18 protein-coding genes are annotated in these 21,724 nt (G+C 48.2%); 9 read left to right on the forward strand and 9 right to left on the reverse strand.

Going from position 1 to position 21,724, the window contains the following annotated elements; translation table 11 throughout:
- Positions 1 to 226 precede the first annotated feature (226 nt).
- On the forward strand, positions 227 to 1,717 hold the full coding sequence (locus EHO61_RS01275) for a sodium:proton antiporter (protein WP_135811844.1): 1,491 nt from the start codon (positions 227 to 229) through the stop codon (positions 1,715 to 1,717).
- A 96-nt stretch (positions 1,718 to 1,813) separates the two neighbouring features.
- Here EHO61_RS01275 and EHO61_RS01280 read toward each other — a convergent pair whose 3' ends face one another.
- The gene (locus EHO61_RS01280; RefSeq protein WP_425460324.1) at positions 1,814 to 2,812 is read right to left on the reverse strand and encodes a hypothetical protein; all 999 of its coding nucleotides are present in this window, start codon (positions 2,810 to 2,812) and stop codon (positions 1,814 to 1,816) included.
- Between the two features lie 25 nt (positions 2,813 to 2,837).
- Positions 2,838 to 3,452, reverse strand: a complete 615-nt coding sequence (locus tag EHO61_RS01285) for a helix-turn-helix domain-containing protein (protein WP_135766579.1) — start codon at positions 3,450 to 3,452, stop codon at positions 2,838 to 2,840.
- Between the two features lie 98 nt (positions 3,453 to 3,550).
- Here EHO61_RS01285 and EHO61_RS01290 point away from each other — a divergent pair, with 98 nt between their 5' ends.
- Positions 3,551 to 4,285, forward strand: a complete 735-nt coding sequence (locus tag EHO61_RS01290; protein WP_135811963.1) for an RluA family pseudouridine synthase — start codon at positions 3,551 to 3,553, stop codon at positions 4,283 to 4,285.
- A gap of 56 nt (positions 4,286 to 4,341) precedes the next feature.
- Positions 4,342 to 5,184, forward strand: a complete 843-nt coding sequence (locus tag EHO61_RS01295; protein WP_135811845.1) for an SDR family oxidoreductase — start codon at positions 4,342 to 4,344, stop codon at positions 5,182 to 5,184.
- Here EHO61_RS01295 and EHO61_RS01300 read toward each other — a convergent pair.
- The 4 genes from EHO61_RS01300 to EHO61_RS01315 form a co-directional block, all read right to left on the reverse strand.
- The gene (locus EHO61_RS01300; protein ID WP_246031945.1) at positions 5,170 to 5,991 is read right to left on the reverse strand and encodes an HAD family hydrolase; all 822 of its coding nucleotides are present in this window, start codon (positions 5,989 to 5,991) and stop codon (positions 5,170 to 5,172) included. The two genes, EHO61_RS01295 and EHO61_RS01300, sit on opposite strands and share 15 nt — an antisense overlap.
- A 10-nt stretch (positions 5,992 to 6,001) precedes the next feature.
- Positions 6,002 to 6,793, reverse strand: a complete 792-nt coding sequence (locus EHO61_RS01305; RefSeq protein ID WP_425460323.1) for a M23 family metallopeptidase — start codon at positions 6,791 to 6,793, stop codon at positions 6,002 to 6,004.
- Between the two features lie 432 nt (positions 6,794 to 7,225).
- Positions 7,226 to 7,639, reverse strand: a complete 414-nt coding sequence (locus EHO61_RS01310; RefSeq protein ID WP_135811848.1) for a thiol-disulfide oxidoreductase DCC family protein — start codon at positions 7,637 to 7,639, stop codon at positions 7,226 to 7,228.
- 14 nt (positions 7,640 to 7,653) lie between these two features.
- Positions 7,654 to 8,499, reverse strand: coding sequence for a sulfurtransferase (locus EHO61_RS01315; protein ID WP_135811849.1), 846 nt, complete (start codon positions 8,497 to 8,499; stop codon positions 7,654 to 7,656).
- A gap of 311 nt (positions 8,500 to 8,810) precedes the next feature.
- Here EHO61_RS01315 and EHO61_RS01320 point away from each other — a divergent pair, with 311 nt between their 5' ends.
- From EHO61_RS01320 to EHO61_RS01335, 4 genes are read left to right on the forward strand one after another with little or no spacing between them, the layout of a single operon-like run.
- Positions 8,811 to 9,659, forward strand: a complete 849-nt coding sequence (locus EHO61_RS01320) for an LIC11113 family protein (RefSeq protein WP_246031946.1) — start codon at positions 8,811 to 8,813, stop codon at positions 9,657 to 9,659.
- The gene (locus EHO61_RS01325; protein WP_246031947.1) at positions 9,652 to 11,142 is read left to right on the forward strand and encodes a S1C family serine protease; all 1,491 of its coding nucleotides are present in this window, start codon (positions 9,652 to 9,654) and stop codon (positions 11,140 to 11,142) included. The genes EHO61_RS01320 and EHO61_RS01325 overlap by 8 nt, the downstream gene beginning before the upstream one ends.
- Positions 11,139 to 12,515: a PDZ domain-containing protein gene (locus EHO61_RS01330; protein WP_167884777.1), complete on the forward strand. Its 1,377-nt coding sequence runs from the start codon at positions 11,139 to 11,141 to the stop codon at positions 12,513 to 12,515. The genes EHO61_RS01325 and EHO61_RS01330 overlap by 4 nt, the downstream gene beginning before the upstream one ends.
- Before the next feature lie 55 nt (positions 12,516 to 12,570).
- Complete coding sequence (locus EHO61_RS01335; protein WP_135811850.1) at positions 12,571 to 13,470, forward strand: ATP-binding response regulator; 900 nt, start codon at positions 12,571 to 12,573, stop codon at positions 13,468 to 13,470.
- On the opposite strand, the gene EHO61_RS01340 is transcribed toward EHO61_RS01335, so the two are convergent.
- The 3 genes from EHO61_RS01340 to EHO61_RS01350 all read right to left on the reverse strand — a co-directional run bounded on the left by EHO61_RS01340 (position 13,467) and on the right by EHO61_RS01350 (position 17,191).
- Complete coding sequence (locus EHO61_RS01340) at positions 13,467 to 14,828, reverse strand: hypothetical protein (RefSeq protein WP_246031948.1); 1,362 nt, start codon at positions 14,826 to 14,828, stop codon at positions 13,467 to 13,469. The genes EHO61_RS01335 and EHO61_RS01340 overlap by 4 nt on opposite strands.
- Positions 14,829 to 14,917: 89 nt before the next feature.
- Positions 14,918 to 16,213 carry a lipopolysaccharide biosynthesis protein gene (locus EHO61_RS01345; protein WP_135811852.1) on the reverse strand — a complete coding sequence of 432 codons (1,296 nt, stop codon included), beginning with the start codon at positions 16,211 to 16,213 and terminating at the stop codon, positions 14,918 to 14,920.
- Between the two features lie 3 nt (positions 16,214 to 16,216).
- The gene (locus EHO61_RS01350; RefSeq protein WP_135811853.1) at positions 16,217 to 17,191 is read right to left on the reverse strand and encodes a phosphatase PAP2 family protein; all 975 of its coding nucleotides are present in this window, start codon (positions 17,189 to 17,191) and stop codon (positions 16,217 to 16,219) included.
- Between the two features lie 256 nt (positions 17,192 to 17,447).
- Here EHO61_RS01350 and EHO61_RS01355 point away from each other — a divergent pair, with 256 nt between their 5' ends.
- Together EHO61_RS01355 and EHO61_RS01360 are read left to right on the forward strand one after the other, a co-directional pair.
- Complete coding sequence (locus EHO61_RS01355) at positions 17,448 to 18,281, forward strand: lysophospholipid acyltransferase family protein (RefSeq protein ID WP_135811854.1); 834 nt, start codon at positions 17,448 to 17,450, stop codon at positions 18,279 to 18,281.
- The gene (locus EHO61_RS01360) at positions 18,262 to 21,627 is read left to right on the forward strand and encodes a methylmalonyl-CoA mutase family protein (protein ID WP_135811855.1); all 3,366 of its coding nucleotides are present in this window, start codon (positions 18,262 to 18,264) and stop codon (positions 21,625 to 21,627) included. Before EHO61_RS01355 ends, EHO61_RS01360 begins: the two co-directional genes overlap by 20 nt.
- The last annotated feature ends 97 nt before the right edge of the window (positions 21,628 to 21,724 follow it).

The raw sequence follows: 21,724 nt of genomic DNA on the forward strand, positions 1-21,724 counted from the left end.
AAGCGATCTTGAAAAACAAGGGTTCCTATCTTATAGGACGGTCTTTCCCCTCGGAATCCGCCGGAAAAAAATCGAATTACGACGTATTCTAAGGAAACCTTTGGATTCCGTTGGAATTTCGCAATCCAAAAACCCGGAGAAAAATCCGGACAAACAGGGTTTTTATTTTGATACGGATGCTTCGGAACTATAACCTGTCCAAAAATCTTCGGAAACGATAGGAACGATGAGAAACAGAATCCTTAATTCCATCCTTATCTTTACGCTCCTCCTCCCCTTTTCGGTAGGGGCCCAAAATTCCCCGGCCGGTCTCGGAACGGCGGAAACTCTTGCTCAAGCGGAATCCGCTCCTTCCTCGCCGGAAGCTCCCGCCGAACACCACGAATCTGCGCCGGTGCACCATGAGAGCTTAGGCGGAGACCTTCCGTTTTGGTCAGTGATCCCTTTCATACTGATCCTGCTAAGTATCGCATTGTTACCGTTGATTTCCCACGCAACGGCTCATTGGTGGGAAAATAACAACAATAAGTTGTTAGTCGCCTTGGCGTTGGGAGGAGTTTCCTTCGGGGTACTTTTGGCCTACAATTGCGGAGAAAAGATCTATCACACGATGGTCTTCGATTATATCCCGTTCATCATTCTTCTGGCCTCGCTTTTTTACATTTCCGGAGGGATCGTTCTAAAAGGAGATATCGAAGCTACTCCGATCAATAACACGATCTTTCTGATCGTAGGTACCTTTCTTTCCTCTTTTATCGGAACCACCGGAGCTTCTATGCTCATGATCCGACCGATCCTAAAAACGAATTCGGAGAGAAAGCACGTAGTCCATACGGTTATTTTCTTCATCTTTCTGGTTTCGAATATCGGAGGTTCCTTAACTCCCCTCGGAGACCCTCCTCTATTCCTAGGGTACCTGCAAGGCGTGCCGTTTACCTGGACTTTCGGTCTTTTTCCGGAGATGCTTCTTACTTCGGTACTCCTTCTGATCGTTTATTTCGTATGGGACACGGTCATGCATAAGAAAGAGACCAAAAAGGACATCCAAAGGGATATCCGGGAACAGATTCCGATCGGATTGGAAGGCCAAGTCAATATCATTTGGCTGCTTGGGGTAGTGCTGTCCGTAGCTTACATCAACGAACACTACATTCCTGCCATCAAACACAACCATTACCTAGGATTCCTCCGCGAAGGAGTTCTCGTGCTGCTGATCCTCGCCTCCAAATTCACTTCGGATCCGAAATTGAGGGAAAGAAACAAATTCACCTTGCAGCCGATCCAGGAAGTCGCGTATCTATTCATCGGAATCTTCCTGACGATGATCCCCGCGCTTCTGTTATTGGAACACCACGGAAAGGAATTGGGAGTTACACAACCTTGGCATTTCTTCTGGGTGACGGGACTCTTTTCCGGTGTGTTGGACAATGCTCCGACCTACCTAACCTTCGTATCTCTGGCAAAAGGCCTGCTCGGATTTACGGACATCCACCAGATCCTGGCGGATCCGTTCGGAGAATCCTTGTTAAAAGCCATATCGGTAGGAGCGGTATTTATGGGAGCCTTGACCTATATAGGTAACGCCCCGAATTTCATGGTTAAATCCGTCGCGGAAGAGAATAACGTCAAAATGCCGAGCTTCGGAGGATACGTACTCTATTCTTTGAGTCTGCTCATCCCCACCTTTATCCTTTTGACGTTCCTCTTCTTCGTTTAATCCAGGAAGAAGTTCGAACCCGTAACATTCCGTCGAGAGCCTTGTTCTCGGCGGAATGTTTTTAGCTTCAGGATAGGGAAAGAAAGGTCCGTCGTTTCAATCGGAAGATTGAGGAATCGGGGTGAATACAGCCGAGTGAAGGCTCCGGCTACTCTTACCGTCGGGAGAGATTTTTTCCGTATATAAAACTTCCACGTTCGTTGACCTAGCCGGATGATACATGGCGACCTTTCCGATCCAATCGTAAACGGATAAGGAATAATCCACGATGCTTAACGCAGCCTGTAAAGGTAGGAATCTGGATTTGGACAAGGGTTTCACTTCCCGATCGCTGGCCGCCATCATCCACTTGTAGATCCTCGCGGAACGACCCATATTCTTCAGGTTCTCCCATTCCAGCTTCGTCTCGGGTAAGGTAGCTTCCACTTGACCGAACTGGACCCGAACAGGAATCCCTTTGTCTTTGGATTCCTGGATCGCCGTGGACAATTGCAGATCGAACGTGTCCTCGTCCAAATACTCGATTTGGTTGCAGGAGGAAAAAACCGTCTCGCAAATATCTCCGTATCTCTTGTGAACGATATAGACCAGAACGATATTCCTCGTTTCCGGATGATACAAAACCTTCGCGTTATAGTTCGTAGTCGGCCTGTAATAAATTCCGCGATACATCCTTCTGAATACGTTCCAGCCTACGAAGCCGACTTCCTTTAGGACGGGAGGCTCCGGTAAATCCAAAGCTCTTACGGCTATATGCAATTTTTCGATAGCGACCCTTCCGTTCCGCTTGGAGATTTCCAATAAAAAGTCGCGAATCTCCTCCAGCTCGTCGTCTCCCAATTTCAACCGCTTTTTGGAAGTATCGATGAGTACTTTGCCGACGTTTTCCGACAGAAGTCTTTTCAATTCGGACTTCGTCCCTTTTTTCGCGATTTCTTCCAAATCGTATTGGATACAGTCCTCTTTATGACAGGAAATCTGTTCTTCGTAACGATCCACGCCGAAGTATCCCGAAGCCTGCGGCTTCGTTTCTGCGGAGCCGGTTTGCGCCAGGGCGGGCAAAACCCAGCCGAGAAAAAGAAGAAGGAAAACTATAGATCGCAAGGATCGCTCCGAAACGTTAGGAAACTTCGTCCCGATAATCCATGACCAGATACATCAGAGTCTCGTTGTCCGTGGGATTGATGTATTCGTGAGGCACGTCCGCCCGAAAAAAGACGGAATCTTTCGCGTCCAGTTCGACTACCTTATCTGCCACCCTAAGCCTGAGCTTTCCGGAAACGACCACGAGATTTTCCGTCGTTCCCGCTTGGTGAGGTTCCGCCACCTCGATTCCGCCCGGCTTCAAAACGAGTTCGTAAAATTCCGTCCTTCTCCCGCCCAAAAAAGGAAATAAGGCGCGGCTGGAAAACACTTTGGAACTGGAATACAGGATCTTCGTATTCTCCGCTTTTAAAACCAGAACTCCGTCCGTTCCTTTTTCTTTGAGTAACTCGCTGAAGGGTACGTTCAAACCGTTCGCGATTTTCCATAAAACGGCGATGGTAGGGACGCTTTTTCCCTGCTCGATTTGCGATAACATGGCACGGCTCACTCCGCAGCGGGACGCAAGTTTGTCCAAAGAGAGTCCTTTAGTATGGCGGATTAATTTAAGGTTTTCTTTGACAACTTCAGTAATATGTTCGCTGGAAACGATATCCTTCGCCTCGATTTCTTCCGCATCGACCTGGTTCATACCTTTTTCATCCAATATAACGGAATCAATGTCAATCCAATTTCGAAAAACCTGTCTTAAGTTTACAGGAAGATAGAATGTTCGATCCTAGGATTCGAATGAATGCGAAACATTCCGGGCCCAAGTCTCCCGGTGGCGAAGGAAAGCGAACGGAAAAAATCCCGGTTTTGTACAGAGACGATTTTCTCTTGGTCGCGGAAAAACCCGCCGGGCTCCCTGTTCACGCGACGTTGGATCCGAATCGCAGGAATTTTGCGGATGAACTCCAGGCACAGGAAAAATTGCCTTACTTACGTTTGGTGAACCGATTGGATTTGGACACGAGTGGACTCGTACTTTTTTGTACCGACGCGGACAGGAACAAAGAGGCGGACAGCATCCTTTCCGAATCCGAAAAAAGATATTTGTGCATCGTAAAGGGACTCCCCGCAAACGACTCCTTTCGAGAGGAATGTTTCTTAAAGGAAGGCAAGGGTAGAGTATCCGCCGTCCGGTCCGGAGGAAAAAAAGCGATTACGGAATTCGAAGTTCTTTCCCGGAATCGAAACGCGAATATTTCCCTCCTATCCGCAAAATTGATCACCGGCAGGAGACACCAGATCCGATTTCAGATCGCTTCCGCCGGCTTTCCGATTTTGGGAGACCGTACCTACGATCCTTCCGGAGACGTCTTTAAAAACAAGATCCCTTCTCCCCGTCGTTGCCTACTCCATTCTTATCTTTTAAAATTCCTGCCGCCTGGCAAAGAGAGCCCGCTACGGATCCAGTCCCCTATCCCGGAAGATTTTCGAATCTACCTTCCCTTTTTTCCTGGAATTTCTTTCCCTTTTTGAATAACCTGGAACGGAATTTTTTCGGTTTGGATACGAATCGACCGATAGGGGGAAAAATGCCCGAATCGATTGCCCTAATCGTAGGCGGCAGCGGTGCCGCAGGCCAAAGCGCGATACAGGCCTTTCACGAGGACCGAAACGATTCCGATCGAAATTGGAGGATCATTGCCACCACTTCGGGGGAAGATTCCGTCCAAGGCGCCGATAAAACCTTGAAACATATCGGGTTAGAGGATGCCGACGACGCAATTCTGAAAATCATAGAGGCTCTAAAAACGGAAGATCCCGTGGACGTCCTAGTCTATACTCCTGCAAGAGGGAATCTAGGATATCCCGTCTCTCAAACGCCGGAAGAGGACATCGAAGAAGGATTAAAATTTTGTTATGATCCCATGCTCGAATTGGAAAAAAAACTTTGCCCTCGTTTAACGATAGGATATTCCGCATTCTATTATCTTCCGCATCTTCTCATGTTCTACGGTTCACTGGCATTCATCAAAAAGAAGATGGAGGATTGGGCTCTGGAAAAACCGGATTCCAGAAAGGTCATACGTGCGGGAACCTTTTTCAGCCAGAGCGTTCGCGGGATCTCCCTAATCCTGCAAAGGTTGGCCAAATCCTCCCCGCACGCAGAGTTACAAAAACTGCTGGAAGAACAGAAAGCCTCCGGCAAGAAATTTCCCGACTTCTTTCTAGAATACATCGCGGCCAAAGAAAAGCAAAGTTACGAATCGGACTTTCCGAATCTCGCGTACCGTATGACGGAACCGAAAGATCTCAAAGAGGCTCTTTTAAAGATTTTAAAAGGAGAACCCGCTCCTATCGTTTCTTTGATCGGCGCTTGGGTTTGGACCGAAGACAAACTTCCCGCAATGCCAGAATATTTAAGAAAAAGATGAGGAAATTACGGGCCAACCCTGCACCGGTTGAACCAAGGATCCTAGAGGGGGATTTTTTCCCTTTCCGCGATCCAGAAAAATTCCTTTTAATTTAGAATTTTCTAATAGAGGAAAATCGTTTTCCGTGTCTCCGAACGCGATTTCGTAACCTTCTCCCCCGGTGGCGTCCAAAATCCGACGTACTTTTCCGCTTCCGTAAGTGAAAGGTTCTTTGACGCCGCGCTTGAGAATTCCGGACTCCTCTTCCAACTCCACTCCCAAGACCCGATCCTCCGGAATTCCCCAAATGGAGGAGACTTCCTGAATGACTCCTTGCGGGGAAGCGGTTACGATCCAGAGATCCGCTCCGTTCTTTCTCAATTCCCGAATGAGTTCGATCAACGCGGTATAAGGCCGAACCGCTTCGGAGGAAAGCGACTTTCGATTTTCCTCCCAAACCTCCCGAGCCGTCCTACGCAGTTCGGAATCGGAACGTCCCGAAAAAATCCATGTAGACCAACGATACGAAGCCTCTAACCCTTCCGCATCGTGGACCGTTTCGTAAAACTTCCAGGTTTCCTTCTGAAACGCATGACCGTCTTTTTTCCGCAAATCGTTCAGTCTCGTTCCGGTTTCGGAATCGGAAAAAAAAGGACGGATATCCTCGATCCAAGGAACTCCTTCCGCAAGGAGACGATTCATGACCGCCTCTCCGAAATCGTTCCGGACTAACGTATTGTCGAAGTCGAAGACCGCACGGATCGGTCCGCGACGATCCAAGAGATCTTTTAAAAAGGAGTCTAGTTCAGGAGTCCAGAGACGATCCAACAAATGGCTTTTACTGTTGGACCGTTTCTTTGGCGATGGCGACCTGAGAATCCCGGTCGGCGAGGAAAGGAGGAAGGTAATGTTCCGGATTCAGTACTACGTTTTGGTATCTCACTTCGAAATGCACATGAGGACCTGTCGTATGTCCCGTGTTACCCGAAAGAGCGAGCACCTGCCCTTTTTTTATCTTATCCCCTTGCTTTACGAAAAGCATGGAGTTATGCGCGTAGAGGGTTTGGATTCCGTTGATTTGCGGATGCTGTACCAGGACTCTGAGACCGTATCCCCCGTCCCTTTTGGAATCCAGTACGATTCCGTCCGCAGCGGCGATCACTACGGATCCGTTCGGACAGGCGATATCCACTCCCGCGTGCAAAGCATTCCAACGTCTTCCCAATCGAGAAGTCACGCGGGAATGCTTAAAACTCAAGGGCCAGATCAATTCTCTGGAATCCGAAGAAAAAATTTCCCGTCCTTTATCTTCTAGCAGCAAGCTCCGGACGAAGTTACCGTTGTATGGAAAAAATACGGGCTCGCCGGAAGGGATTTTTCCGGTGTCATGGATTCCGTTTAGCACACGGACTTCCAATTCGGAAGTTCCGAATTTGTGGTACAGATCCTCTAAAGATTCTTTCATCTTTCCGGTGACGATCCAGATCCCTTCCCTACCTTGGTAGGTTTGGATGTACTGATTGTCGATCTTGACTTCTTCTAAATTGGAATTCGCGAAAGACTTGAGTGCAAAAAGTAAGATGATTCCTGCGGAGAGCCCCGCAATCGTAAGGCCGGTTTTGCTTTTCATTTGGTTCTTTCCTTGAAGCACTGCCAAAAAAATTCTTAAGAAACGTGGCTCATTCCTAAGATCGGCAGAAATTTTCCGAAAGTTCATCCCATCCTGCCTGTGAGGAATCCTTGGACAAGAATTTTTCCATTTCGGAAGGTCTGGGTCGGCAGGAATTGTTGGATGAAATCAGATGATAATCGATGATTTAAAAGTTTTTCTTTCTTTTTTATCATAATTTAACGTATTTTATGAATTTTCATAAGAAATTCTATTCAGAACTTCCCCTTTTCCTTCCAGGTTTTTCGAACGGATTCTCATGTAAAACGGATTCTTACGAGGAAAAGCCCCGTTTTCTTCCATAAGAGACAGAATACAGAAAAACTTCGGGAAAAATCGACGGAAAAGAAGACTGCCGTTTTGAAATGATTCTTAGGCTGGGAAAAGAAATGGTTACTCGAGAAACCGATCCGCGACTTGGGGGGAAGGAATGGAGCAGGAATCCGTTCGACCGAACCAAAGATAGCGGTTTTTAGCGATCCAATCGTAGATAAAATCCCGGAGAAAAATCGGGAAAGCGAAGCATATAGCGGCCAAATTCCAGGGGAAACCGAGCGCGGACAGGATTTTCAGAACCGCCGTAGACTTATAATACAAAAATCCGTTTCGATAAAAAACGATGCTGGAATCCTTTCCTTCCGGAAGCGGGAGAGCCCTCCCCCGTTCCGATTGGAGCGGGGCAAATCGGAGTATTTTCTTTTTGTCCCTAGCGATCAGCCAAGAAACCGTTCCATTGCAAAGATTGCATACCCCGTCGAAAAAAACGATCCGCTCGTTTCCTCCTTTCCAGGCCGCCGGAGTCTTCATCCTTTCCTGTGCGGTCAGCCTTTCCTTTCCGCACCACCCACTCTAGGCGCGCTTCCTGTCGCCGCTTGTCCGTAGATAGCCGCCGCCTGCTTCGGAAGACTGGACTTTCTCCATTCGAACCAGGAACCTATGTATACGTTCACGTCGTTATACCCTACTTCTTTTAACATCAAAGCCAAAAGGGATGATCTGGCCCCGTTGTAATCGTAGATCACCGTAGTACGTTCCGGCATGAACGGAAAAGCTCTGAGTTTTTTATTGAAGAACGTTTTGTCGACCAGCTCTCCGCTTGCGTCGTAGAGCATCCGCCAATCCCAGAGAAACGCTCCCGGTAAACGACCGCACAGACTACCCGGCTCCGGTGCCGTGAGTCTGGGAAGTTTTCCGTCATATTCTTCGGGGGTGCGCGTATCGAAAATCTGGAGTCTCGTAAGGTTCTTTTCCAAAAAGGCCTTGTCTACGATCCCTTCCAATTTACGGATCTTGGTCGCCGGAGCAAAATCGAATTCTCTGGCGCCTTTTTCCATCGCACCTGTGACCGGCCACTTCTGATCCAGAATGTACGTATGAACAAAACCTGCGGACCGGAGGAGAAGAGTCAAACGGGCGGCAAACATACCCATCCCTTCGTCGAAGACGATGATTCTAGATTTTCCTTCCTTCTTGGCCAAGGCGATCACCTCGTCCAAAGGACCCAACATTTTCTTAAACGATTCTGGATCTGACGCGAATGCTTTTTTCACGAAAGGGAAATAACAGGAGCCCTTTAAAGTGGATTCCTGAAATTGCACTTGGGAGCGGCAATCAATTATAAAGTCCTGATCGGTCAGGTCGGATTTTAAAAAACTCCAATTGGACAAGTTAAACTACCATTTCTATCTAGTTTCAGATTCGGATTTCTAAAATCCGTAGCAGATGGAATCTTGCGAACGAAAAGCAAAAAGCCCAAAATTCCAAACTAACTTTTAACCATATTCCTAAGTCCCGTCCGAAAGTTTAACTTTTTTTTCATAGATGGAAAAATTCGCGACATAAGGGAGAAAAATGATGCGATTTTTTTCTTCCGTCTCCGCTTCGGTAAAATACGGTTTTTCCGAAGCCGATATTCTATCTAGTGAATCCTCCGGTCCGAAAAAATTCAGCATTCCACTTTTTTGCGGGGACTCCTTGCGTGTTTGCCCTACTTTTTGCCGGAACCGTTTTGCATTTTTCCGGAGTTTTTTTTCCTTCTCTCCGAGCGGAGACCACGACATTGGATGCTCCTTCCGGCGCCGTCTCTTCCACCTCTTTTCCGGACGATTCCGAATTCCGGGACGGCTGGAAAAAGTATTCCAAAGAAAAAGACGCGCGTCCACTAAAGACCTGGTTCCAAAACCATTCCAGCGTATCCATCCGTCCCTGTTCCCTCCTAAAGACCCTGGAATTCGAAGGGCTACAGTATTTCTCCTTGAAATGTCCCGGTGAAATCCTAAGCGGATTTTTTTATTCCGGACGAACCAAGATTGCCTCCCCCGAAACGGTCGAAGCGATTCGAGTCAAAGGCCCCGTCAAGATCGGCAAGACCGTTTATTGGGAGCTGGCTTTTTCCGATCAGGATCTTTCCGATTTCGGAACTCCTACCAAAACCGAACCGCGCAAAAAAAAGCCCAGACTTCCCGACCGACCTCCCGACAATCTCGGACTACAGTATTTTTTAAGTATAGCGAGGAGACCAGCCGCGAGACCGACACCGAACGGAAAGGAAGTCTTTTTCGATTCCTCCTGTCCTCTGGTGTATTTGGGAAAAGACGGAGACTTTTATTGGGATAAGGCTGTGTACTTTTCTTTCCAAGCGAGTTGCCTCCCCCAATCTCCCTATTCTTGGGTCAGAATCCGTGCGGATTTTACCGGAAACGTGGTGCTGGATAGCAAACCTTCCCAAAGCCTGCAAGAGGGGGAAAGATTTCTGGCGAAGTTAAAGATCCAGTCGGTGGAAAAGGATAAGATCGTATGGTCGGAGGCGGAGCTGTTTCATGAGTAAGACGCGTTTCCTACTTTGTCTTTTTTGTTTCTCCGCGCTTTTCGTTCTGCCCGGAGGTTCGGTCCGCAGCCAAAATAATACGGGCGGGAACCAGGATCTCAAGAACCTTTTCGGAAGCGTGGTCATCGTGAGAAGCGACAGCTATCCCGATCCTTCGGATCCTCTCGAATTCGGAGACCAGGACCTTTCCAAAGACGTAGGTTCCGGTTTTATCATCCAAGGAAATCGGATCCTGACGAACGCGCATGTCGTAGCGGACTCCAAGTTCCTGAAAGTAAAACATTATAATAGCGGCAAGTATTACGACGCGAAAGTGGAGTTTTTAGGTTACGACTGCGATCTCGCGCTCCTGAAAGTGGAGGACGACGAATTTTTCATGGGGATAGAGCCTTTGGAAATCGCGGACGAATCCCCTTCCTTGGGAAGCAATCTTTTGATGCTCGGCTACCCGGAAGGGGACGAGAATCTCACTCTCGAAAACGGAATCGTCAATAGAGTCGAAAGATTACGCTATTCGTTTACCGGTTTGGATTATCGGAAAGTCGTGCGAGTTACGGCGAACATTCTACCCGGATATTCCGGCGGGCCGGCGATCCAGAACGGCAAGGTTGCGGGAATCACGTTCGAAGTCAGCCAACTGCAAGGGAATACCGCCTATCTGATTCCTCCGGAAATCGTACTTCATTTCCTTAAGGACGTGGAGGACGGCAGCTACAACGGTTTTCCTTACGCGGGGTTTACGTTCCAAAACGGAAATTCCGAATCCTTAAAACGGTATTTGAAAGTTCCAGCAGGATTACAGGGAGTACTGATCAATAAGGTATACCCGGATTCCTCTTTTTCCGAGGTCCTGCAACAGGACGATTTCCTGTACAAGATAGACGACGCGTTTTTGAATAACGAAGGCGGGCTCCAGGAATTTACCGGCAGGACCGTCGTGGATCTGATCGAGCCTAACTTCATAGGACAGACCCTAACTCTGTTCTTCTATAGGAACGGAAAACACTACAAGGTTCCCACCCAATTAAAACAGACCAAGTCCCTGGACATGTACAGGGACAGGGAGTCCAAGAACTTCGTAGGAGCGGGTTTGATGTTCCAATCCGTAAATCGGGCCCTGTTCGGAAAGGAAAGCCAAAGAATCGAAACGGCGCTCAGATATCATTACAGTTATTACATACAGGACGATCTTTTTCGGTTCACGGAACGGGATTTGATTTTGACTACGATCTTTCCCGATCCTTTGAATTCCAAATACCTTCCGTACCGCTTCAAGATTCTGGAATCTATCAACGGCAAAACGCCCTCGGATCTTTCCGACTTCAAAGATCTCTGGAACAAATACGCCGACGGAACGATCGTGCTGAAATTCAGGGGAGTCGGCTTGCCTTTGATTTTGGATACGAAAACGATACGAACGATTGATGCGAGAGTCAAAAAGCGTTTCGACGTCCGGCCGGACGCGAACAAGGAGGGAAAATGAACTTCCGAGTCTTGGGGGCCGGCCTATTCTTTTGCGCGCTTTTGTCCGCTTTTTCTCCCGTAGAGTCCAAGCAGGGCGGAGAATTCTTTCTACTCGTTCATTTTCGGAAATACTCGCACCACAACCCTTTTCAAAAAGGAGTTCCCTTTCAAAAACGGGTGCCCGCGATACGACTGGACGAAAGGACCGCATTGGCTTTGTTGAAACCGGGGGATATTCCTCTCTTTGCGGAAATGCATCCTGACGAATCCGCCGGCCGCAAAGCTTATTTCGAAAACGTCGATCCGGAAACCGGCTTAGGCATCCTGACCTTGCCGAACGACATGAGTCGCTCCAAAAAAAGGATCCCTTTCTCCCACTTGGAACCGCATCGCAATTCCAAAATATGCTCCTCTTTTTTTCCCACGATCGAATGGGCCAGTCTAGAAAATTCTAGAGCCCTACTCCCCCTTTCCCGGATTTCCAGAAAAGAGGGAACCGAACCCGTGAGAAAGTTTCTAATCTCTCACGGTTTTGTTTGCGGTTTTACGGATGGATCCTGGAATGCAGGAGCGGATCTGTTGCGACGGTTTTATTTCAATCGAGGAACCTCGCCTTCTCCCTTTCCTCATCCCGGTTTTATCGCGGACACAAGCCTTACCCCGGCGGAGGAAAACTATTATTTTCCGAAAGGCTCCGTCGGAGTGGTCGTATCGGAAGTCCTTCCGGGAGTGGGTCCTATGCACAATCTCTTTCCCGGAGACGCCATCCTTTCGGTGAACGGAATTCCGGTGTCGAGCAAGGACAAGCAATCCTTGTACGATTTAATCCTGAGGAGACACGGAGTTCCCGTGAATTCCGGAGAAAACGTCCATCTTTCCCTGTACAGAGACGGACGACGGAGAGAACTGTCGTATCACTTACGGCCTTACGACGAGGATTCGTTTCTGATTCCGGAACGCACGGGAAAATCCGCCCCTAGATATCTCATATCCGGCGGTCTTCTGTTTACGGAGCTCACCCAGTCTTATCTGAAGGAATTCGGCGAAAAATACAAATCCTCGGCGGAAAGAAAATTGGTGTATCTCGCGGAAAGTTTCTCCCGCAAATTGCATCCGGAGAAGAAAAGAATCGTACTTTTGTCGCGTACCTTTCCCGACGAAAAAAACCGTGCATACCAGGAATTTCAGGATTTGATTTTGGAATCGGTAAATGATAAAATCGTAGATTCAATAGACGGATTAAAAGAAATTTTGACGACTTCCAAGGACGATTTCTACGTTTTCCGATTCGCCGGGAATAAGATCGTGGTGTTCACGAAGGACGAGGCAAAGGATTTGGACAATCGTATAAAATCCTTATATTCCTTGGATACATTGGATAACGTGAACTGACAAAATCCTTGACTTAGTCCTCATACTCGGATTTTCTTTGGATTCGGAACTTTCCATGAAAATCCTATTCGTTGACGACGAGGAAGTGATTCGGGATCTTTTCCAGGAAATTTTCGGCGGAGAGTACGAACTTACTCTTGCAGGAACCGCCGAGCAAGCCCTGGAAATCACGACCGCAGAATCCTTCGACCTTATTATCACGGATATCCGTTTGCCTAGAATGAACGGTATCGAGTTGATCACCAAACTTCGGGAAAAAGGTGTCGAAACTCCGTTTATCGTAATTACCGGAAATCAGGACATACAGATTTCGATCAACGCGTTGCGCCTAGGAGCCGTGGATTTTTTTCTCAAGCCGTTTCGGATGGAGGCGATCCGTTATTCCCTCCTTCGGTTCAGGAACCTTTTTCATGCGGGAAAGGACTTGGTCGACAAGAGATTTTTCCAAATCCGGGAGTCGAAGCAGAATTTCGCTCTCATTCCTAGATTAGGAAATTTGAATCAATACGTGCACCTTATCCTGCGGTCCATTTCCCATCTCCCCGGTCTTCATAACGACGACCTTCTTTCCTTGAAAGTGGCTCTGTACGAATTGGTGGGAAACGCGATCGAGCACGGTTGCGCCGGAATTTCCTATCACCAAAAACAGGAACTCATGTTTCGGGAAAGCGATTATTTCGCCTATGTGGACCGTATCTGCGAATCGCGGGAAGATTGGATCGAAGTACAGATCGATTACGACGACAAACAGGTCGTGGTCGTTCTGGAGGATAACGGAGAAGGCTTTGATCCGGACAGGGTTCCCGATCCCGTAAACGATCCGAATGCGAGCCAACTTTCCGGAAGGGGAATTTTTCTGGTGAGAATGAACGTGGATTCCTTGGATTATAACGAGCGTGGCAATAAGGTCACATTCGTCAAAAAACTGCAGACGCAAATCGTCACGAAAAGTTAAAATCTCAATCCAGCGCTTGCGTACCACCGGAAGTATTCTCGGACGGCTATCGGCCTTTTGATTTCGTCCAGCAAGACGGATTCGTCCTGACCCGGCTTGACCCACGCGTAAGCGGCCCCGAAAAGCGCAAAGCCCGCCTCCCCTTTCCATCCTCCCGCCGCGATCAGCTCCAGGCCGCGACCTATATAAGAAATTCCGAATCCCGTAGCCAAGGTCGCGCTCCATCCGCCCGGGAGTTCCTTCCTCAGCCCGGCTTGGTAGTATTGTAGACCGTCGTTTTCGTAAACGGGCTTGCGATAAGAATCGATTCCCGCGAACGGAGCGTCCTGCTTTGCCTGAAAATCCCGTAGCAACAAAATAGAGACGGGCGCCAGAAATCCTCTAGGGTCCCCTTTGATTCCGGCAAATCCGTCCGATCGATCGTCCGTCCTGAAAGTCCGGTCCGCTCTGGAAAACAGGCCTCTTACGAAAATCGAGACAGGACCGGTTTCATAGGTGGTCGATACGGTGGCCAGGAAAGAATTCGTAGTCTGCCTCGTATGATATGAATCGTATGCATCCTTTCCGTTTTCCCTCCTTCCTTCCAGGCGGATAAAAGAACCTTCCCACTTCCATTCCTGCCATTTCAAAAACTCGAATTCCGTTCCTGAATATCTATAAAAACCGTAAGCCTGGAACGGCTGGGCGGTCTGAAAGAAGGAAGCGGGAACGGCTTCCTGCCTGGGTTCGGAATATTGGTAATGAAAGAATCGCAGACGTTTCCACAACTTGTCCGGCTCCCAAACCAGATCTCCTCCTCGGACTCCAAGAGGAGATTCGGAGTTCTCTTTCGGAAGATAGGAAAGTCTTGATTGGAATTCCAATCCGAGTAGACTTCCTTTCAAATTCAGTGATTTTATGGACCAACCGAATTCCGCATAATTTGCAAGACTTGCAAACAGAAAGCCTGCGCTGTCCAAACGCTGGAAACCTCTTCCCCCTTCGATCCGGAAAGAAAGAAAAGAAAGATTCAATCCCAAAGAGGCCAATGCCTCCCCGTCCGTCAATTTATAGGTTTGGGTCTTGGAATCCTCCTTTTCCATGTACGTTAGATAGGGAGAAGCCAGAATCATAGTTTCCCAACGGGAGGAGTTTCCGATCCATCCAAACTCGGGACTAAAGACTCCCTTGGCGGAAGTTTTACTAGCTTGGTCCGATTGTACTCCTCCCTTTTGGGAAAAGGAGCGTCCGAAAACGTACGGATCGGCATAAAAACCTGACTTCGTACGGATCTTAGCCGGATCCTCCTGAGTACGGGCAAAGCGCCCCGAGGAAAGAACGGGAATATTACCGTCGTTTAATAAAGAAGAATCGTCCAAACGATATTTCGGATAGGAATCGCCGAAGATCCCGATACCCGGAAACAAAAGGACAATACATAAAAAAAACCGAATATACTGGAACCGGCTCACTTAATCGTAGGCCGATAATAGGCGAGAAAATAACCGCTCAGGATCAGCCAGGAAGGAATCTGGCCCAAAAAAAAGGCTCCTGCGGCCCCCATGGGTCCGTATTCGGGAATCAAAAGATTGTCCAAAACCAACCCCGACAACATTCGAACCAGGGCCAATAATGCGAGAATTCTAGGTTGGCCTAGAGCAAATAAGGCCATTCCGAGAGGAGAAAAAACCAGTTGGAGGAGATAATTCGGATACAATAATTGAAAGACGGGAACCGACTCCGGATATTTGCCGGAAAACAAAGCCGCGAACACCCAGTCCGAAAGCAGGATCCAGGGAACCAAAAGCAGAGCCACTCCCGACGACATCAGAATCGTACGGCCCAAAAATTTCGCGAAATCCTCACTTTCGGTCAATCTGGAAAGTTTGGGATAGATCATCGAATTCAATACGGAAAACAGGATCACGAATCCGCTAAAGGGCTGCAAAGCGGTACCATAGGAGGCCACAGCTTCGTTGGAATGGTAACGATTCAAAAAGAACAGCTCCATACGATCCGAAATGATCGCGAACAAGGAGGCCAAAAACGCGTACCGGTTAAAGGAGGTAAGTTCCCCGATCTGGACCCTGATTTCCTCCTTCCCGCCCTGCCATTCCAACTTTTCCCTAGGAAATAGAAAAAAGAAAAGAAGAATCGTAAAGGCCGGTGCGGAGGTGAATATCGCGAGTATATCCAGATTATTTAATGCTCTATCCGTGAATTGGTCCGCAAAATACAGGATCACGAGTCTGAAAAGGTTCGGCAAAGGATACCAAACGGACAAAGATTGGTATTGACCGAAAGAAACGAAAATACTTTCGAAATAGCTGTTAAACGAAAGGACGAAACTCCCGAACACTAGCAGGAAAGCCGCTAGAGCATTTTCGCGCAATAGGAGGGTCGCAAGTGCGGTAACGACCGAAAGAGCGGCGAAGGCTCCCCATTTGATCCATAAGGAAGAAGCCAGAAGGATTCCTATCTTTTTTTTGTCTTCCGTCAAGGGAGCGAGGTATTTCACCAAAGCGGCAGGAAGGCCGAATTCCGCGACGGTCAGAAGTACGGGCAGGAATCCGGAATAGTATTGAAAGATCCCGTTCTCGTTCTTGCTCAGAATCCGTACGGAATATACCATGAAAACGAAATTCAAAAGGGAGGCAAGAACCTTGGAACCGCCTACGGAAAAGAAGGAACGTAGGAACCCGGAACTCCGGAGACGATTGACGATCTCCGGCAAAATTTTCATGGTATCCGATAGGCGGGACATTCTTTATAGCAGATAGATTCCGCCTCTCATCCTTTTCAAGAGTAATGGGGAAAGGTGGCCGATATAGTAGCAAACGATCCCATACCTTAAGTATCTGGCAACCGGATTTTCCGGGAAAAGCGATGCGAATATCCGCCCCAAAAGAACGTAAAGGATCAGGATGCCGATCGCAACCATCCCCATCCGTACCGTCCAAGAAATTCGGTCCTTTGCGGGCCCCCAATCCAATCCTCGGGCACGATTCGAAAGGATCCCGATTCCGAATCCGGCCAACGCCCCCGACGAAGATACCACTTGTTCCCAAGAGTGAAGGGCTTCTCTCGCACCCCCTTCTCCCGGCAGCAGTACGCTCGGAATCGTAAGTACAATCCACAACAGACGATAGGATTTAAGCCTACCGGACGAACGAAGTTCCACGCCCGAAAAATCCGACTCCAACACTTCCGGATGGACTTTCAGAAAGAGTTCCGTACCAAAAAGAACCAGGACTCCGATGAACAGACCGCCTACGACATCCCCCAAATAATGCAAACCGGCGTACATTCTGGCGATAGGCATGAAGAAAATACAAAACACACCTATCCATTTTACAAAATTCGATTTCAAATGCAGAAATAAAATTCCATAGAGCACTACCGCCGTCTGCACATGTCCCGACGGAAATCCGTAAGAACTTTCCGAAATTCCCAACTCCTGAGCGAAAGGCAAACCTAACGGTCTAGACGATTGAAAGATCGCTTTGCAACTTCCGTTCAGGATCCCCGCAAGCATCAATCCTAACGCCATTCGAATTCCGACCTTACGATCCACGCCGAGATAGATAAAGGAAACGAGCGCCATAAAGAATGCGGTTGAACCCAAATAATGAAACAAAACCGAAAGCGGTCCTAGCAAGGAATCCAAAAAAGTTCCGTGCATGGCCTCCAATACGGAGTTACCGAACATCGTTTCGTTCACGGAAATCGTCGTCCAATTCATAGGGCCAATTTATAAAAGTGGAAAGCCGAATCAAAAGCTTTTCGTGCTCCGAAAAAAGATCCCGTAATTCCGAACGATCGATAGGTTTCCCATAAGAATTGTATTCGAAAGAAAAAATCTCGGTTGAAGGTAGGAAGGTGTAAGAGTAGCATGAATCGAAAGCGAAATATGAAATGAACGTTTGTTAACTTGACGTTCGGGATACGAAACCGCTTTTCCCGTTTTCGTAATTCGAGTTTAGAGAATAAGGATCCGCATGAACGAAAGCGCGCCTCAACCGGGAGAATTGGAAAGTCTGTTTCTGATTCCCAGGGAATACGCCAGAATATTTCTGAAAGGCTTGATGAATCTCATTTATGATGTGGAGGTTCAGGGAGTGGAAAACATACCGGAGTCCGGCGGAGGAGTGATCGTCTCGAATCATACCGATAACCTGGACGTTATCGTGCAAGGAACCGCGGTTTCCAGAAAAATCGTATATTTAGGTAAATACGAACTCTTCCATCCTCAGGAACCTTTTTTAGAATTGCTGAAGGATCCTTCTTTCGACCATTTTCCGTTAAGCCTAGTAAAGACAGGATTAAAAACGACCTTCGACGCAATCGGCGGATACCAGGGAAAGACCCTTCTGAACTGGGGAGGAGTTCCTATATTAAGATCACATAATATTACCGATTCGAAATCGGCCGCAAAATACTATGAAGACCTGGAAAATTACATGGTCGATCTCGTCCAAAAAGGAGAGTTGATTTCAGTATACCCTGAAGGCACCCGATCCGAAGACGGAAAGTTGGGATCCTTCAAAGCCTTGGCTGCAAAAATCGCCATTCGCGCAGGGGTTCCGATCATACCTTCGGGGATACACGGAGCCTGGAGAATGACGAAATTGGATTCGTTTCTGACCGGAAAAGTATTTAAGACCAAGATCGTTTATAAGATAGGTCGACCGATTTTACCCGCCGAATTTCCCAACGAGCCGGTGAAACGTGCCGCGAAACTCCTCACGGAAGAATTGGAGCACAGAGTGGCAGAACTTTCCGGAGTAGATCTTTCCCAGGAGGATTCCTCGAATGGAAACCGAAATCTATAGACCCAAACACAAACTCAAATTCGTGACGGCGGCCTCCCTCTTCGACGGTCACGACGCCTCCATAAATATTATGAGAAGGATTCTGCAGTCTTCCGGAGTGGAAGTGGTTCATTTGGGCCACAATCGATCCGTCCGGGAAATCGTGGATTGCGCGATCCAGGAAGACGTACAAGGGATAGCGGTGACAAGCTACCAGGGCGGTCACGTGGAATATTTCAAATATATGATCGACTTGCTACGCGAGAAGGGCGCGGGTCATATCAGGATATTCGGGGGAGGAGGAGGAACCATTCTCCCGAACGAAATAAAGGAGTTGGAGGAATACGGAGTTTCCAAGATTTATTCCCCGGATGATGGACGCAATTTAGGATTGCAAGGAATGATCAACGACGTGCTGATCAAATCCGATTTCTCCCCTCCTCTCACTTTTAATGGAGATCTACATTCCGCCTTAAAGCTCCGGAACCCGATCGCGATCGCTCAATCCATCTCTTTAGTGGAAAATGCGGACACAGCACCCGCGCAAACTTCCGAAAAATTGAATTTTCCTCCCGCCACCAAGAATATTCCCGTATTAGGAATCACCGGGACCGGAGGCGCGGGAAAATCCTCCCTAACGGACGAACTCGTAAGACGTTTTCTGTACGATTTCCCGGACAAATCCGTGGCGGTCCTTTCCGTCGATCCTTCGAAAAGAAAAACAGGCGGGGCGCTGTTAGGCGATCGAATCAGGATGAATTCCATCTTTCACCCCCGAGTATATATGAGGTCTTTTGCGACGCGGGAAGCAAATATTGCATTAAACAAGAATGTTAAACGAAGCATAGAAATCCTGAAAAGTTCCGATTTCGATCTGATCGTAGTGGAGACGGCCGGAATCGGGCAAAGCGATTCCGAAATCACCGAAGTGGCGGATGTCAGTCTTTACGTGATGACACCCGAATTCGGAGCAGCCACCCAATTGGAAAAGATCGATATGATCGACTATGCGGACCTGATCGCGGTGAATAAATGCGATAAACGCGGAGCCAAGGATGCGATCCGGGACGTTCAAAAGCAGTTCCAACGTTCCCGCCAGGATTGGGCTACCGACCCGGAAAAAATGCCCGTCTATGGGACGATCGCCTCCCAATTCAACGATCCGGGAACCAATAATCTATACGCCGCTTTGGTTCGGGTTCTGAATTCCAAATTCGGATCGGAATGGAAATCCGGTTTCGAAGCCACAAAGGAAAGCAGTCGGAAAATCCATATCATTCCGCCCGATCGCCAACGGTATTTGGCGGAAATCGCGGAAACCTGCGAAGAGTACGAATCCTTTACGGAAAAGGAAGCTGGCGCCGCAGAAGTATTGTACAGGATCAAAGGCGCGATCGACGTGCTGAAGGAGCGTGGCGCGGATACCTCTACGCTCGAATCGGAATATTCCGTGCGGGAATCGAAGCTCCATCCGGAAACGAAAGCGATTCTGAACGGTTGGGAAGAGAAAATCCGGAAATATTCCGGAAAGTACTTCACTTATACCGTTCGCGACAAAGAAATACGGGTTCCGAACTTCACAAAATCATTAAGTGATATAGAGGTCCCAAAAATCTCCGTCCCGAAATTCAAAGGCTGGGGAGATATAGTGCGCTGGTCCTTCCGGGAAAACTTCCCGGGAGAATTTCCTTTTACGGCCGGAGTCTTTCCTTTCAAGCGGACCGGAGAGGATCCGACCCGTATGTTCGCGGGCGAAGGCGGTCCGGAACGCACGAACGCCAGATTTCATTACGTAAGCCTGGGAATGCCGGCGCAAAGATTGAGCACCGCTTTCGATTCGGTGACTCTTTACGGCGAGGACCCCGGCGTCAGACCCGACATATACGGGAAGATCGGAAATTCGGGAGTCAGCATCGCCACGTTAGACGATGCAAAAAAACTGTATTCGGGATTCGACTTATGCCAGCCGAGTACTTCCGTCTCAATGACGATCAACGGACCCGCTCCGATGATACTATCCTTCTTTTTAAACGCCGCAGTCGATCAATCCTGCGAAAAATACGTCCGTGCCCAAGGATTGGTGGAACATGCAGAATCCAGAATAAAGGAAATTTATCTGGCAAAGGGAGTTCCGATCCCGAAATACGAAGGGCCCATTCCTAAGGGAAACGAAGGCTTGGGACTCCTATTCTTAGGAGTGAGCGGAGATCAGATACTCGACAGAGATACGTACGAAAAAATCAAAGCGGATACGCTTTCTACGGTGAGAGGCACAGTCCAGGCGGATATCTTAAAGGAAGACCAGGCCCAAAACACCTGTATTTTTTCCACGGAATTCGCACTCAGATTGATGGGAGACGTGCAGGATCACTTCATCCGCAATAAAGTGCGCAATTTCTATTCCGTTTCCATCTCCGGCTATCATATCGCCGAAGCCGGAGCGAATCCCATCACCCAAGTGGCGTTCACGCTTGCGAACGGATTTACTTATGTGGAATACTATCTTTCCCGCGGGATGAAGATAGACGATTTCGCGCCGAACCTTTCCTTTTTCTTCTCCAACGGAATCGATCCGGAATACGCGGTGATCGGTCGAGTCGCCAGGAGGATCTGGGCCAAGACGATGAAAAGGAAATACGGAGCGGGAGAACGTTCCCAGATGTTGAAATACCACATACAGACTTCGGGAAGATCTCTACACGCCCAAGAAATCGCGTTCAACGATATCCGGACCACGCTCCAGGCTTTGTACGCGATTTACGATAATTGCAACAGTCTCCATACGAACGCGTACGACGAAGCGATCACGACTCCGACGGAAGAATCCGTCAGAAGAGCGATGGCAATACAGCTGATCATCAATCGGGAACTCGGATCCGCCAAAAACGAAAACCCTCTGCAAGGATCCTTTATTATCGAAGAGTTGTCTGACCTCGTCGAAAAAGCGATCCTAACGGAATTTCGGCGAATTTCCGAAAGAGGCGGAGTGTTGGGCGCGATGGAAAGCATGTACCAACGGAATAAGATCCAGGAAGAATCCCTTAATTACGAACATCTAAAGCATACCGGCGAAATCCCGGTGATCGGAGTGAATACCTTTCTCGGAAAGGACGGATCTCCCACAGTGCTACCCGAGGAAGTGATACGTTCCACAGAATCGGAGAAGAAGGCGCAAATCGATCACTTGGAAGCGTTCCAATACCGGAACCGTTCGGAGGCGGCGGACGCTCTGAAAAAATTAAAGGCGGCTTGCGTGTCGGATTCCAACGGTTTTAACGAGCTTATGGAAGCGGGGAAAGTCTGTTCTCTCGGACAAATGACTTCGGCGCTCTACGAAGTAGGCGGGCAATATCGTCGAAGTATGTAGACCTTCGGAATTCCTTACCGATAAAAAAGATTCGGCAAAGAGAGAAAAGAGGTTGATTTCGGATCCGACTCGCCCATAATTTTTTGACAAAAATTTC

Source organism: Leptospira fluminis (genome assembly GCF_004771275.1).
Classification (GTDB): domain Bacteria; phylum Spirochaetota; class Leptospiria; order Leptospirales; family Leptospiraceae; genus Leptospira_B; species Leptospira_B fluminis.